Annotated in this window: 12 protein-coding genes and 4 pseudogenes; 11 read left to right on the plus strand and 5 right to left on the minus strand. The window is 59.1% G+C overall.

Going from position 1 to position 14,528, the window contains the following annotated elements:
- The first annotated feature begins 55 nt into the window (after positions 1-55).
- From nifE to NKI66_RS20880, 11 genes and pseudogenes are all read left to right on the plus strand, one after another.
- A complete protein-coding gene (nifE, locus tag NKI66_RS20830) occupies positions 56-1,546 on the plus strand; it encodes a nitrogenase iron-molybdenum cofactor biosynthesis protein NifE (RefSeq protein ID WP_352752812.1) in 1,491 nt (496 codons plus the stop codon).
- A 9-nt stretch (positions 1,547-1,555) separates the two neighbouring features.
- Entirely contained in the window at positions 1,556-2,938 is a 1,383-nt protein-coding gene (gene nifN, locus NKI66_RS20835; RefSeq protein ID WP_352752815.1) for a nitrogenase iron-molybdenum cofactor biosynthesis protein NifN, read from the plus strand.
- Positions 2,904-3,401, plus strand: coding sequence for a nitrogen fixation protein NifX (gene nifX, locus NKI66_RS20840; protein WP_352607313.1), 498 nt, complete (start codon positions 2,904-2,906; stop codon positions 3,399-3,401). The genes nifN and nifX overlap by 35 nt, the downstream gene beginning before the upstream one ends.
- Before the next feature lie 17 nt (positions 3,402-3,418).
- Entirely contained in the window at positions 3,419-3,898 is a 480-nt protein-coding gene (locus NKI66_RS20845) for a NifX-associated nitrogen fixation protein (protein ID WP_286461356.1), read from the plus strand.
- A 27-nt stretch (positions 3,899-3,925) separates the two neighbouring features.
- Positions 3,926-4,711, plus strand: coding sequence for a response regulator transcription factor (locus tag NKI66_RS20850; protein ID WP_352752818.1), 786 nt, complete (start codon positions 3,926-3,928; stop codon positions 4,709-4,711).
- A gap of 100 nt (positions 4,712-4,811) precedes the next feature.
- Positions 4,812-5,693 (plus strand): universal stress protein, encoded by an 882-nt coding sequence (locus tag NKI66_RS20855; RefSeq protein WP_352752820.1) that lies wholly within the window; start codon positions 4,812-4,814, stop codon positions 5,691-5,693.
- A 1,325-nt stretch (positions 5,694-7,018) separates the two neighbouring features.
- Positions 7,019-8,178: pseudogene (locus tag NKI66_RS20860) on the plus strand (TlpA disulfide reductase family protein).
- A 341-nt stretch (positions 8,179-8,519) separates the two neighbouring features.
- A pseudogene (locus NKI66_RS20865) lies at positions 8,520-8,988 on the plus strand (NifX-associated nitrogen fixation protein).
- Positions 8,989-9,013: 25 nt separating this feature from the next.
- Complete coding sequence (locus tag NKI66_RS20870) at positions 9,014-9,217, plus strand: CCE_0567 family metalloprotein (RefSeq protein ID WP_352752822.1); 204 nt, start codon at positions 9,014-9,016, stop codon at positions 9,215-9,217.
- A complete protein-coding gene (fdxB, locus tag NKI66_RS20875) occupies positions 9,214-9,531 on the plus strand; it encodes a ferredoxin III, nif-specific (protein WP_352752824.1) in 318 nt (105 codons plus the stop codon). Before NKI66_RS20870 ends, fdxB begins: the two co-directional genes overlap by 4 nt.
- Positions 9,532-9,596: 65 nt before the next feature.
- Positions 9,597-9,962, plus strand: a complete 366-nt coding sequence (locus NKI66_RS20880) for an exopolysaccharide production repressor protein (RefSeq protein WP_352752878.1) — start codon at positions 9,597-9,599, stop codon at positions 9,960-9,962.
- Between the two features lie 203 nt (positions 9,963-10,165).
- On the opposite strand, the gene NKI66_RS32680 is transcribed toward NKI66_RS20880, so the two are convergent.
- From NKI66_RS32680 to NKI66_RS20900, 5 genes and pseudogenes are all read right to left on the minus strand, one after another.
- Entirely contained in the window at positions 10,166-10,438 is a 273-nt protein-coding gene (locus NKI66_RS32680) for a GDP-mannose 4,6-dehydratase (protein WP_502900952.1), read from the minus strand.
- Entirely contained in the window at positions 10,405-10,827 is a 423-nt protein-coding gene (locus NKI66_RS32685; protein WP_502900953.1) for a GDP-mannose 4,6-dehydratase, read from the minus strand. The genes NKI66_RS32680 and NKI66_RS32685 overlap by 34 nt, the downstream gene beginning before the upstream one ends.
- Before the next feature lie 1,080 nt (positions 10,828-11,907).
- Positions 11,908-12,730 (minus strand): annotated as a pseudogene (locus NKI66_RS20890) (IS110 family transposase).
- A gap of 198 nt (positions 12,731-12,928) precedes the next feature.
- Positions 12,929-13,064, minus strand: a pseudogene (locus NKI66_RS20895) (IS5/IS1182 family transposase); the annotation flags it as partial.
- 65 nt (positions 13,065-13,129) lie between these two features.
- Complete coding sequence (locus NKI66_RS20900; RefSeq protein ID WP_352752826.1) at positions 13,130-13,975, minus strand: autoinducer binding domain-containing protein; 846 nt, start codon at positions 13,973-13,975, stop codon at positions 13,130-13,132.
- Between the last annotated feature and the right edge of the window lie 553 nt (positions 13,976-14,528).

Below are 14,528 nucleotides of genomic sequence, written 5' to 3' on the forward strand. Positions count from 1 at the left end.
CTTGACGGTCGGCTTTGGCCGATCGTCTTCCCGAGGGACTTTGGAGACCGACGCAATGTCCTCGCTCAGAGCCAAAATCCAGGATGTCTTCAATGAACCCGCCTGCGAGCAGAACCGCGACAAGGTTGCCAAGGCGCGCAAAAAGGGCTGTTCGAAGCCACTGACCCCCGGAGCGGCGGCCGGTGGCTGTGCCTTTGATGGCGCCAAGATCGTACTGCAGCCGATCACCGACGTCGCACACCTAGTCCATGGGCCGCTCGCCTGCGAGGGCAATTCCTGGGACAACCGCGGTGCGGCTTCGTCCGGGCCAACGCTGTGGCGCACAAGCTTCACGACCGACCTCACCGAACTCGATGTTGTGATGGGGCGGGGCGAGCGCAAGCTTTTCAAAGCGATCCGCGAGATCAAGGAAGCGTATGGGCCGCCGGCGATCTTCGTCTATCCGACCTGCGTGACGGCGCTGATCGGCGACGACATCGAGGCCGTGTGCAAGCGCGCTGCGGAAAACTTCGGATTGGCCGTTGTACCGGTCAATGCGCCGGGCTTCGTCGGCTCCAAGAATCTCGGCAACAAGCTTGCCGGCGAGGCGTTGCTCGAGCATGTCATCGGCACGGTCGAGCCCGACGATGCCGGCCCTTACGACATCAACATTCTTGGCGAATTCAACCTCTCGGGCGAATTCTGGCTGGTGAAGCCGCTGCTGGATCGGCTCGGGATCCGGGTGCGCGCCTGCATTCCGGGTGACGCACGTTACGTCGACATTGCCGGCGCGCACCGCGCCCGGGCGGCTATGATGGTGTGCTCGACCGCGCTCATCAATCTGGCACGCAAGATGCACGAGCGCTGGGACATCCCGTTCTTCGAAGGCTCCTTCTACGGCATCACCGATACCTCGGATGCACTCCGGAACATAGCTGAGCTGCTCGTGAAGCAGGGTGCTGATCCGGAGATCCTCGGCCGCACCGAGCTATTGATTGCAGAGGAAGAGGCGATCGCCTGGAAGAAGCTAGCCGCCTACCGGCCGAGGCTCGAAGGCAAGCGCGTGCTGCTCAACACCGGCGGCGTGAAGTCCTGGTCGGTCGTCCATGCGCTGATGGAGATCGGGATCGAGATCGTCGGCACCTCTGTCAAGAAGTCGACCGTCGAAGACAAAGAGCGGGTCAAGCAGATCCTCAAGGACGACAACCATATATTCGAGCAGATGGCAGCGCGCGAGCTTTACGCCATGCTCTCCGAACACAAGGCCGATATCCTGCTATCAGGCGGGCGCACGCAATTCGTCGCTCTGAACGCCAAGACACCCTGGCTCGATATCAACCAGGAGCGCCAACATCCTTACGCCGGCTATCACGGCATGGTGGAACTCGTACGCCAGATCGACCTCGCTATTCATAACCCGATCTGGCGCCAGGTGCGGGAACCGGCACCATGGGATTGCCAGCCTGCGGTGAGGCAGGAACTGCCGCGCACGAAAAGCGAGACCGCGACCTTGCATGTTGTCCAGGAATTCGCCGGCACGACGGCCGGTGATTTCGGCGAGTGTTGAGGAGAGTCGATGGTCCGCATCCTTCCCCAGACCAAAGCGGCGGCGGTCAATCCGCTGAAGTCATCGCAGCCATTGGGTGCCGCCTTGGCCTTTCTTGGCGTCGACGGCGCGATGCCATTGTTCCACGGCAGCCAGGGGTGCACCAGCTTCGCCCTCGTGCTCTTCGTGCGACATTTCAAGGAAGCCATCCCCTTGCAGACGACGGCGATGGACGAGGTGGCGACGATCCTCGGCGGGGCAGACCATCTGGAAGAGGCGATCCTCAATCTCAAGGCCCGCACAAAGCCAACGCTGATCGGGGTCTGCACCACGGCGCTGGTGGAAACCCGGGGTGAAGACTGCGCAGGCGATATCGCCAATATCAGGCTGAAGCGCAGGGAAGAACTCGCGGGTACGGAGGTGGTGCTAGCCAACACACCGGATTTCGATGGCGCGATCGAAGAGGGCTGGGCCAAGGCTGTCACCGCGATGATCGAAAGGATTACGCGGCCCGGCGAGCAGGCGCGGCAGTCGAAGAAGATCGTGATCCTGCCTGGCTGGAACCTCACTGTGGCTGATATCGAGCATTTGCGTGAGATGGTTGAAAGCTTTGGACTGAAGCCCGTGATTCTGCCGGACATCTCCGGCTCGCTCGACGGTACGGTGCCCGACGGGTGGGTCACGACCACCTATGGCGGCACCAGCGTCGAGGATATCCGCGAGCTTGGCATGGCTGTGCAATGCGTCGCGATCGGGGAGCATATGCGCCGCCCGGCCGAGCTGCTGCAGAGGTTGACCGGCGTGCCTTACGTGCTGTTCCGGTCGCTGACTGGATTGAAGGACGCCGACCGGTTTGTCTCGCTGCTATCCGCAGTTTCGGGCGCGGCAGCGCCGGTTGGGGTGCGCCGTCGCCGGGCGCAGTTGCAGGACGCGTTGCTCGACGGACATTTCCACTTTGGAGGCAAGAAAATTGCGATCGCTGCTGAACCAGACCAACTCTACCAACTCGTGAGCTTCTTCATCGGAATGGGCTCCGAAATCGCGGCGGCGGTCACAACGGCCGCTATGTCGAAAATTCTGGAGGAAGTACCAGCGCAGTCGGTTCAAATTGGCGATCTCGGCGATTTGGAAGCTCTTGGCGCCGGCGCTGATCTTTTCGTTACTCATTCCCACGGCCGCCAGGCGGCGCAGCGCCTCGGCATTCCGCTCATGCGGGTCGGCTTCCCGATCTTCGACCGGCTCGGCAGCCAGCACAAGCTCACAATCCTCTACCAGGGGACCCGCGACCTGATCTTCGAGGTTGCCGGCATTTTTGAAGCCAACCGGCACGCGCCAACGCCTGAAGCGCCTGACCCACTGCGTAAGCGAGAAATACCAGATGAGCTCAGTTCGCCGCCTCTCGCTCGTCACTGACGAGGTTCACGCACCGACGCCGGAACGCCAAGCCGGCGCATTGCGCGTGGCAATCGCCACGCAGGACATGAAGAACATCAACGCCCATTTCGGCTCGGCCAGGCGCTTTGCTGTCTACGACGTGATGCGCGAGGAGTGGAAGCTCGTCGAAGCCGTGGCCTTCGATGACGTTTCCGACGAGAGCGGGAAGCACCGAACCGAGGGCGATGACCGCATCACCCCGAAGGTGGAGGCGCTGAAGGGCTGTCATCTCCTGTTTTGTCGGGCGATCGGCGGACCTTCGGCAGCCAAACTTGTTTCGGCAAAAATTCATCCGATCAAAGTGCCGCAGCCCGAGACCATCCAAGAGGTGCTGTTGCGCACGCAGATGATGCTCAGGACCTGTCCTCCCCCTTGGCTGCGCAAGGTGCTGGCGCAGGCAGGTGTCGCTGAACAGAAACCCTCCTTCGAGGACGAGGGCTGAATTGAGGAGTAGCCGAAATGTTTGAAGCCGCTGTTAGCCCTGCCGCCACCGAGGACGAGGCGGCCCTTGCCACCCCGTTCGTCAAATGCCTCGTGCGGTTGATCCGTGCCAATGATTCCCACGGGTCATGGGAAGGCAAATCGGACCCCGAGCTGCTGGGCGACTTCATCATCACCAGGGAACAGCGCCGTGCAATTCCAATCATCGGCGATCCCGATCCGGACGTGCTGTGGAGGCTCGATAAGTTCTACACCGCCGTCGGGCTTGCGATTGAGGAGCGCACGGGCCTGATGGCATCGCCGATGATGGAGATGAGCCATGAGGGCTTCGGGCGCGTGCTCTTCACAGCCGGGCGGTTGGTCGTTCTGTCAAAGACCCTGCGCGACGTCCACCGGTTCGGTTTCGAGACGTTCTGGAAGCTCGCCGCGGCCGGTACCAAACTGGCCGGCGATGCCACCGCAGCCATTGAGGCTCATCCCGAGGTGGCGCGGGCGTGATGCAACCGACTTTCGATCGAGGGGATCATGTCAGGTCTTGAGGACATGCGGTGGCCAGCCCTCTCAATTGAGGCGGTCCAGGCCGATATGGTTCTTGGGGTAGCGCTGATGAAGCCAGGGGTACTGATCTGTTCGCAAGATGCGGAGTTGTATCTGTACTACAGCCACATTCTGGGGGTGGATGGCTTCAGGATTGAACTGGCCAGAAGCGTGGAGGAAGCGCTGGCATTAGCCAGTGAACAGGAGCCGCAGGCCGTGGTGCTGGACTGCCAGCCGGCAAGCTCGACAGGGTCTACCATCTGTGCCCAGCTCAAGGCGGAGTTCCGGAACAGAGGCCTGCTGGTTATTGCGCTGATCGCGCCCGGCGCCGAAAACCAGCAGCTCGATCTCTTGAAGGCAGGTATTGACGAGAGCTTTGTGCGGCCCTTCACGCCGGCGATGCTGCTCGACTATCTACGCACGAAGCTGGCGCTACCGAAGCCGGGTTCAAACGGGATCGAAAATGGCAGCTGGCTCTGCTGCGGCAGCCTTGAGATGAAGCTCGATGCCCACCGAGTTCGCGGCAATGGCCACGACATCCACCTCGGACCTCTCGAATTCAACCTGCTGCGGCAATTTCTTGAGGCTCCCGGCAAGGTCTTCAGCCGAGACGAGCTGATCGACGCGGCGTGGCCGGACAATATCCATGTCGGTGAACGCACTGTCGACGTCCATATCAGCCGGATCAGAAAGGCGCTGAAGGCGGCCTCGCCAGGTAGCGTCATTCGTACTGTCAGGTCTGCCGGCTACTCGCTCGAGAAGCTAGACGACTGAATCGCGAACGGATGGTGTGCCACTCTCCGTCTTCGTTGGAAGGCAAGTCTTGCGGTTCGAAACGCGCTACGGGCCCGACATCTCAGGGGGAAGCAGTCAGATGGCCTTCAAGAAAATACTCAGTGTGACGGGAGCTGACCATTCCGATCAGGACGTCGCAATAGCTGCTCGCTTGTGCGCCGAGGTCGGCGCGTATCTTTCCGTACTGATTATATCGCCTCCGCCGCTCCTGATGTCGCCTCCGCCTATTGGGTCCCCTCCGCCGTTGGGCGGTGGCATCCCCGAGTGGTCCAGACTTCGCGCACACCACATTGCCGCACAGGAACAATTTTCACAGGACATGGCCAACCTGGAAAAGACATCGAGGGAAATTCACAAAGTGCTGAGAGCCACGTGGCGCTGCTATGATGTCGACACCGAACACTGCGACAAGGCGGGCGTCGGTGACGCGGTGCGACAGCGGGCGCTCTGCACCGACCTGACAATCGTCGGCCCCGCACTTCTCAATGAGACTAGTCTCGGACCCATTGTTATCAACGGCAGCTTGTTCGACACCGGAAAGCCGGTGCTTGTCGTACCGGAGGGCGCTGAGGCGACTCTGTCTCCACGGCGCGTGCTGGTCGGCTGGGATTCGCGAGTCGAGGCGTCCCGTTCGATTCGAGAAGCGCTGCATCTGCTAGCCGGTGCTGAGGAAGTTCGTGTCGCAGTCGTCGATCCGGAGGCGACCTGCACCGGAAACGGCGCCGAGCCGGGAGCCGACATCGCTGCCTATCTCACTCGGCACGGTGCTCGGGTTTGGGTCGACCGGCTGGCGAGCCGCGGCAAACCGGTGGCCACGGTGCTAGCGCAGCACGCAATCGACATATCTGCCGACGTGATCGTCATGGGCGCTTATGGCAGCCGCTGGTTGCGCGAGCGGCTCTCCGGTAGCGTGATAAGATGGATAGTTGGCACGCCTTTGCCGCTGTTTTTGGCCCGCTGACGGGTTCTGAAGTAGCACCGATGCTGTTCAAAGCTCTACTCCGCTGGTCACCTACCCTGATACCAAGTCGGAGGAAGGTCGCCGCAAACGAGCAGGTTTCGCGAAGCTCATGAGCAACTTGCAAGCGCCGTCGCGAAGACATTCCCCGGACGCCTCTAACGCGCGCTCGGGGTCTGCTCGTCGCGTAACGCGCAGACCGACGGCCGGGCCGAGGCCCAGGCGTCCTCAATGCCTCAAAACACCGATATTCGGGTCGGCGTCAGGTCGAGAAAGAGAGTCGTTTCAGCGCGGCAGCCCGCGCTCGGACCGTAGCCTCATCGGATTGGCGTTATCACGATTTCCTTCGCCACTGGCCGGGAACGGAACATGGCAACGACGGTGCAGCGGCCAAGATACCGACCTTCGAGTCCGACGGTCGGGCTCTTGCCGGCCTCGGCGCGAACGGTGGCAGCAATCACGTGTCATCGCCTGGGATGATAGCCGGGTCAGCGGCGAGGGCGCCGCATCTTCGGCGTTTTCAGTCTGCCTTGGCCCATCGCGTGGCGACCTAGCGGCCTTCAGGCCGGCCAATTCCGACAACGCTCACATTCGCACCAGGTGGTCACTGTAGGGCCTGCGCACAGGGACACAGAACAACAAAAGTAGGATCCGGGAGAGTTCACCGGCCCGGCACAGGCCGGCACTCATCCTGGCCCTCTTCCCCACGATCATCATCTGGCGATAACGGTACTCGCGACCCGCGGCCGGACATAACCGGCGTCGTCGTGAAGAACTCCTGCGTCGCCACCTGGAATTCAATCGCAAGGCGGGCGAGGGGGCACAGGCTGCGCTCGGATGGAGCGGCCCCTTGCAATCGCAAATGGCGAGATCGCTACCGCCTCCGGACCGGAACGGCAAGACGCTCAAGCGGTGGCGTGGACGATGATGACGAGCCTGACGCTAGCCAACGCAGTTATGATGGCCATCGGCCTCGTCCCTCGGCCCGAATGCATATTGAGTCGTCCGGGCCACGCTTTTCTGCCGACGCGAAGCCCGTGATGCTTGTTGAAAACCTGACAGCGGCAGAAAACATGTCGGCTTCAATACAACCGGCCATCTTGGCATTTGGAAGATTTTTCTAGCGATTCATGCGCTTACTGCCCGCTGAGCGCGTTGGCACGGCCTTTGCGAATTGAGATTCAGCAACACTGAGTGAAGGCTGACTGCACGCAGATGCGCAACACGAACAATGCTCTCCCTTCGTTGAACCCTCATGCCCCGTCTCAAAGGGGAACAAGCTTGCGCATAAGGTCACGCAACCTTTGGCAATAGCTTTGGAGGGCAAGATGATGTTGCGGATGGGGTCACCGGCTCCTTCGATCAAAGTGGAGGACTGGCTGCGTGGCGAGCCCTTGCGGACTTCCAGCCCGGCAAAGTCTATATCGTCGAATTTTGGGCAACTTGGTGCGATCTATCTGCGGCGGAGATGCTCGAACTGATGCAGCTACAGGAGAAATACAAGGACAGCGGACTTGAGGTCGTCGGGATCGCGGCTGATGAAGACGCTCCAACGGCCGTCGAGGCCCGTACCAAGTTGGACGCGTGGTTGGCCGAAAAGTGCCCGGATCTGAATCATCGGATTGCGTTCGACTACACAGGCGAAATGAAGAAGCTTTGGAGGGAACCCAGCTTTTGCGTCGGGGTTCCGACCTCGTTCGTAGTCGACCGAGACGGCTGCATTGCCTTTATCGGTCATCCGAGTCAACTCGGTGAGGTTTTGCCGAAAGTGCTCAACGGCAGCTGGCGTACCAGCAACAAAGCGAAAGCTGCCGATCAGGAGCGGATCGCAACAAGCGAACCCCTGGCGCGCGGACAAGCGTTGACGAAGCCGATCGATGACAGGTTCTGGGCGGCGGTGAAGTTGGAAGATTGGAAGACGGCGCTCTGGGCTATCGAAGAGGGCATTGCCTTGATGCCGGACGACCTCAATTTCCGCCTAGCCCATGCACATCTATTGCTTCACAAAATACAAGACATGTGGACCGGCTTGCCCGTGATGCGCCAGTTGGTTCGCGACGCGATCGACAAAAATTCCGAGGATTGGATGGTTTCGGCGCTAGACCAACTTTTCCATCCGGCTAATGACCATTCTCGCCTTCCCCCTGCTGAGCGCTTCGCGATGGGCAAGGAACTGTCCGAACACATCCTGGCACTGAATCCCCCACAAGGCGACAGCCCTAAGTTCCGGTCCTATCCGGCGGTCGCCTGGTACTATCACGAGAACGGCAACAACGATCGCGCGATCGAGTTGGTCGAACTGGCACTGAAGTCACTGGACGGTTCGGAGCCTATCCCGGACGAACTGAAAGAGCACCTTCTCCCGGATCTGCTGCAGGCTCTGGCCAACTACAGGGGTGGGAAGGTTTGTTACGGCGCTCTCTGTGCGATTCCGCAAAAGAAGCTTCCCGAAGGGGCTAAAGCGCGGCCGCGCGAGAAGAGTACTTAGAAAGGGGGGATGGTCAGAATGTTCACGGCCCAATTCGTCCATTTCCCTGGCATGGCCGCAAGCAGGCCCCATGCAGTACAGGATGGATTGTTTGCAGCAGGGTCAAGGCTCGAATCTTGCGATGACCTGCGATCGCATCACGGTGGAAGGGATGTTCGACGCGAATCCGCGTGGAAGGCCTCGCAGTCGAAGACACATCCAAGCTCGACCACAGGGACATCAATTGAGTGGAATTGCCCGCCCCGAGTCTGGCGTCGGCCGAGCAAGTGTGCCCGAGGTCGACGTCTCCGAAAAAAGAAAGAGTCCCTCGAGGACTAGCTCTGAAATGAGGAGAATATGAAATCCCTGAAGCCGCGGCCAGCCCTACTGTCAACGAGGACGAGGCGGACCTTGCCACCCCGTTCGTCAAATGCCTCGTGCGGCTGATCCGTGCTTAGGCTGCCTCCGCGTCACGGGAAGGCAAATCGGACGCCGAACTGCTGGGCGACCTCAGCATCACCAGAAAACAGCGCCGTGCGATCCCATTATCGGCGATCCCGATCCGGACGTGCTGTGGAGGTCGATATATTCTACACGGCCGTCGGGCTTAACGATCGAGGAGCGCTCCGGCCTGATGACATCGCCAACGATGGAGATGAGACCCATGGGGCTTCGGACGATTGCTCTTCACTGGCGGGCGGTTGGTCGCTCTGTCGAGACATCCAACGGTTCGGCTTCGAGACGTTCAGGAAGCTCGCGGAGGCCGGTACGAAACTGGTCGACGATGCGACTGCAGCCATCGAAGCCTATCCCGACGTGGCGCCGGCCTGATGAAACCGATTTTGAGGAAGGATTTATGTCAAACCTAGATGAGACAGGGAAGAAAGTCCGAAAGCTTCAGCTGCGCGCTGCAGTTGCCAAGATGAAATTGCGCGACCTTGCAGAGGATCTCCCGGGAAAATGGACGGAGATAGAGGACGTCGCCAAGGAAACGTCCGCCGTTTTTGCGGAGTTGGATGGTGCCAAGAGAGAGTTCGCTGCAATGAAGAAGTTACGATGAGGAGCACATTCACTACCCGCGACGGCTCCGGATGGATGCCGGAATATCTCACCGCTATAGACGGCGCCACCTGCATCGGCTGCGGCCGCTGTTTCAAAGTCTGCTCGCGCGAGGTCATGCATCTTTACGGCGTCGATGACGCGGGTGAAATCCTCGGTATTTGCGACGGCGAAGACGACGATTTCGACGGCGAGCTCAATCGCATGATCATGGTCGTCGACCATGCCGGCCGCTGCATTGGCTGCGGAGCCTGCGGCCGCGTCTGCCCAAAGAACTGCCAGACCCATGTTGCGGCCGACCAGGTCGCAGCATGATCTGAGGAGACAAAACCAGGAGAACGGCATTGCCCTTTAGAATCTTTTGTCGCGTCCTGGGGCTGGTGCTGTGCAGCACCGCACTGACTGTCTACTTCGCTTCTCACTCCATCGGCACAGTAGTCGTCACGACGCTGACTTGTTCGCTGCTCCTTCAGCTGGCGTATTTCGCAAGCGTGCTCTTTCTGATCTGGCGGTCTGGCTGCGTTAGCCGAGCTGGCCAAAGGGCTGAGCATTTCTGCAGTTGCAAGGAAGGTGGATGCCAGCCGCCGGACCATGATGAGGTGACGAATGAATCCGCAGATTTGCTCCAGCACGATCAAATGCGGGCCATATCGCCGCTGCTGCCTTCAGGCGCCATGACAAGGTCAGTGCTCAAATTGGCGCCACATGGGCCTACGACAAACATTGAGCAGATGAGTCGATCGTGACCGCAATCCGGTCATTCTGGTTAATCCAGGAGATGCAGTTCTTGAATGCCATACCATAGTAGCCTCTCGCAGCACGCCGGCGTGCGGTTGCAATTCTCAATGATGAACGAGGCGCTGGAAATAGTAATGGGACTCTTCGGTGCCGGATAACACAGGCGACGTCAAATCAAAGAGGCCTCTATAATGACTCGTGAATGGCTAATTCAGCTCCATCGCGTGTTGCCGGAGAGAAAATGCCGGACCGCCACATGCCCTCGACATAGTCGACCCCAGTCGCGCTTTGCCTCCAGGTTGCCGAGATAGAGGCAGTCCTGCTTCCCGGCCATAATCGCAGCTACCGCACGGGTCACCTTGCGTGTGATGAAAGTTTCGCCGCGCCTCGGCGCTTCGTGATTGAACAGAATCCCGTTGCTTGCATAGAGCCCGTATGCCTCGCGGTAGTTCACGGTGATCCAGTAGGCGTAGAGCTTCGCCACCGCACAGGGCGAGCGTGGATAAAACGGAGTAGTCTCCTCCCCTGCCACCCTGGACCAAACCGAAGAGTTCGGACGTGGAGGCCTGGTAAAAACCGCGTTTTTTCCTCAAGGCGGAGAATGCGGATCGCTTCCAGCAGCCGCAGCGTGCCGAGAGCGTCGGCATGGCCGTATATTCGGGGTCTCGAAAGAGACTTGCACGTGGCTTTGGGCGCCAGATTGTAGATTTTGTCGGGCTGCTTTTCCTGCAGGAGATGGATCAGGTTTGTCGCATCCGTCATGTCCCCGTAATGCAGGGCCATGTCGGGATGATGCTGATGAGGGTCGATACAGGTGGTCGATGCGCTGGGTATTCCGATCAGCGAGGCTCGCCGCTTCAGGCCATGCACCATGTAGCCCTTCGACAGCAGCAGTTCGGCAAGCAGCGCGCCGTTCCTAGCCGGTGGTACCTGTAATGAATGCCGTACGCCGAGGTGAACTCATTTCTGATATTTCCATGGATGAAGCGTCTGGGCAGGAATAGTCGACTGCGCGTGGAATGATTAACTGCGCGCTACAATCGCGGTGCAATCAACGCTGTGCGACCGTCTTGGCTGGAATCTTCACCTTGAGGATGTTAAGAAGGCGGTCGGATGACATCGAGGTGGTGTGGCCTCAGAATCAGACCGGCGTCGCATCCGAAGCGACGTCCGCTCATGTCCGTTATTATTCGTAAAAATGGACTGTTTCGATGCAATCCATCCACAGGATGGATATTCCTTCGGTTAGCCTGCGGCTCATAGCCCAGCGAGATCCGCACCGCGCGGAGATGGCAAGGGCCGTCTTCCCCGCCTCAGTCCTTAAGTCCTCCGTTTTCCTGTGCGGAGCTGCCCTATTAGCCTACGGCAAAAGGACCACGACGTGCAAATCGGCCGCCGCCGCAAGGTTTTCCCCTCAATGTCGGATACCTGATAGGAACACACATCCGCCAACCCTTTACTTTAACATGTCAGCCGATGTAGTCCTAATGATCAGGCTCACCGAAAATGCTGTCGCCCCCGCGGGGCCCACTCGATTGGGCCGTTCAAATGTTGGAAGAATTTATGAACACCACCGCATCCAGCAGCCCCGTTTTGGTGAAAGGATGGGAAGTATATTGTGCGAGAAATTGTAAAGCCTGGATGGCGCCATCAAATTTCTTGAAGAATTGCCTGAAGGCGTCGAGATTTGCTCCGTGAGACCGCGCTCAAAGTAGTGCTTCTGTAATGGGCCCTCGTTCGTCAAGCCCCCTCTGAACGATATCTCATCGCCAGGATCGCTTCTGTCCGTGGTTAGCGCGAAGGCCGCCACACCCAGAGCTGACAGGTCAATCTAGGAAGCGTGATTTGCCGAAGCATTCACAGCACTACACACGACCTTGCCAAGCCCTCGCCCCCGGCGACGGGACCTGAGGAGAACGCTGCCGTTGCGGCTCGCTCCGAACGTTCTATCTCCTATGCCATCGCTGCGGCCTTGCTCCAGCGAAAGTCAGTCGCGTCCACCACATGCGATGGAGCACGACGCCGAACTTTCGGGCAAGGGCCACCTTGGCGCGCTTCATGCCCCGGCGTTTTGCCACGTCGAGCGCCCAGTGCTTCAGGCCCGAGAAGCGGGTCGCCCGCGTCACCATGATGTGCGCCGCTTCAAAGAGCGCCGTTCGCACCATGGCGTCGCCGACCTTGCTGACGCCGCCGTCCCGATCGGTCTCACCGGATTGATATTTTTTTGGGCGAGCAATAGGTGACCGCAACCAAGGCGCCGACGCCAGGTGTGCTCATCAATCTGCGGCAGACCTTATCAGCGCGCGCGATCTTCAGCATCTCGCGATGGAGCTTGGTGAACTCGCACCACAACGCCATCCGCGCCGCCAGCATCCCACCAATCAGCAGAGTGACGTGCCCTGCTGTCAGTTCCCGGATAGGCGCCTCAAACCTCCCACGACTGACTTCTCCGACCGTCAGTCCGTAACCGCGCAGGATCCCGCGGATGCTCAGTTCGACGTCGAGAAGCTTGCTTTGCAGAAGCTGGCGTCCAACAAGAGGGCTGGCTATCCTGCAACTCACCGATTTGGCATGAACCAGGCGGTACCAGCAGTTGGGCGATCCCGCGTGCATCTTTCCGGTCGGTCTTCACCGTCATCGCTGAGAGCGCCGCCTTCACGTGCCGTGTCTCGAGCAGAACCACGTCGCGTCCGGCGGCCACAAGCCCGGCATGCAGTCTGGCGATGCACACGCTGCTCTCTTCCAGAGAGATATCGATTCCCGCATAGTGTTCCATGGCTGTTCCTCTCATGATGTTTGGAGCCGATCGCTCGGACTCCGTTTCAACACCATCATTCTGAGGGACAGCCACCCAACCTGGCTATGCTCGCGAAGGCCGGGCCATTACGGCATCTAGGGCGCAGACCCATAACTGCGTAGCCAGATGCGGACAGAGGCGAGTTTGATCGCCGCCATGAGCATGGCGGTGGCAGATTTCATCCGCTTGCCCAGCGGTCAGGCCTTCGGCATTCACGAGCGCGTGGATTTTGGTCGTAAGCCCGCCGCGGGAACGTCCCATGCAACCATCGTCACAACCCCTTTTTTGCAGTGGCTGCGTGTTGGTGGACGCGACAGCATTTTAGGTAGCCCAGCGTAAGGGTGATCTGTCTGGCGAATAAGTTTTCGGCCTCCCTTCTTACAATTCGATAATTCCGAGGCTTGCTGCTCTTAAAGCAGCTGCGGTTCTGCTGCTGGTATCCAGCTTTTTCAGAACCTTCTTTATATGAAAATTGACTGTATTTTCGGATATCCCAATAATAGCTCCAATATCCCATGACGACTTCCCCTTCGCTACCCAGAGGATACATTCCTTTTCTCTACATGATAGGTTCGGAACTTTATCAAGGCCGCTCAATTCGACGAACCGTGCGACCCTCAGGTGGTAGTACAACGCAGTCGACTGCAAATATGTCACTGTCTTATTTTGGGTCTCACTACAGCAAGGTTGGACAAAGCTCATGACAGCAAAGTTCCCACCGGGACCATGCAGTGGTACGCTCACGCCCGATCTTAAGCCAAACGTAGCGGCCTCTTCAAGAATACTCCGCTCGAGTTCAGTGGTTTTTCCGTCTTTGTAAACTTCGCTCCACCGGAATGGACACGCCTGCCTCCGACTCCTTTTGATAATGGGATCTATTCTCCTAAAACCCATTTGGACATAGCGCTCCTGCCATTTATCAGGGTAGTTTAATACTATAGTTGGACAGTCTCCGGCCGGCTCCATAATCTCCTGATCGTATGCAAGACGGCAATAGCCGACCCACGGAAAGTCAAGTTTCAGGGCAAAAGCAGACAATATGTCGAACAACTGCTTGAAATCGATAGCTGACTCAGACTGGTCGATAAATCGGCCAAACTCGACCGCAACTGCGTCCCCGACTATTGCCGGAAGCCGGTCCGACGGGACCAGTGAAAACTGCTGGAACTCTCCTCTTGCCATCGTTCGGACTTGAGGCACCGCAGTCGTTCGCTGGTTTGCCATGATCTGTCCTTTGTTGCCAATCAAGCTGCATGGCCCACCGGTGCATTCATGTGCCAGGCTACAGGGGACTGTGCGCCGCCGGCTTCGGCTGCCCATCATCGCTGATGACCTACGGGAACCCGACACATGCCTACATTTCTGTGGAGGCGCAGCGAGGGAGGTTCAAAATTCGTGCCAACTTCTCAGACGAGTTCAGCGTCGTTTTGTTGTGTGGATCAGCGTTTTAAGAGGGGCAAAACCAGACGATGCAGGTCCCAGATTCGACAAACCCGACATGGATTGATCAGCGTCTGACCATGTGTGGAGGACGCGATGAAGCCGCTCGCTGAGATGGCCCGGGAGCAGCCGTGGCCAGTTCATAGAAGGGCCTGCGGACGAGCGCCAGCAAGACAAGCGTGACGCCGCTGGCGACCGCCACACTCGTCAACCTGGAAGGGCTCCTATGAATGAATTGGCGGCGGAGATGGCGGTACGCTATTCGGCGGTCAGGGCGTTCGAACGCTAGCGTGCGTCGCGGAAGCCTTTCCCCGAGGATCTCTAGGTCGACTATCCG

Origin of the sequence: Mesorhizobium sp. M0518 (genome assembly GCF_040321125.1) — a bacterium.
Lineage (GTDB): Bacteria > Pseudomonadota > Alphaproteobacteria > Rhizobiales > Rhizobiaceae > Mesorhizobium.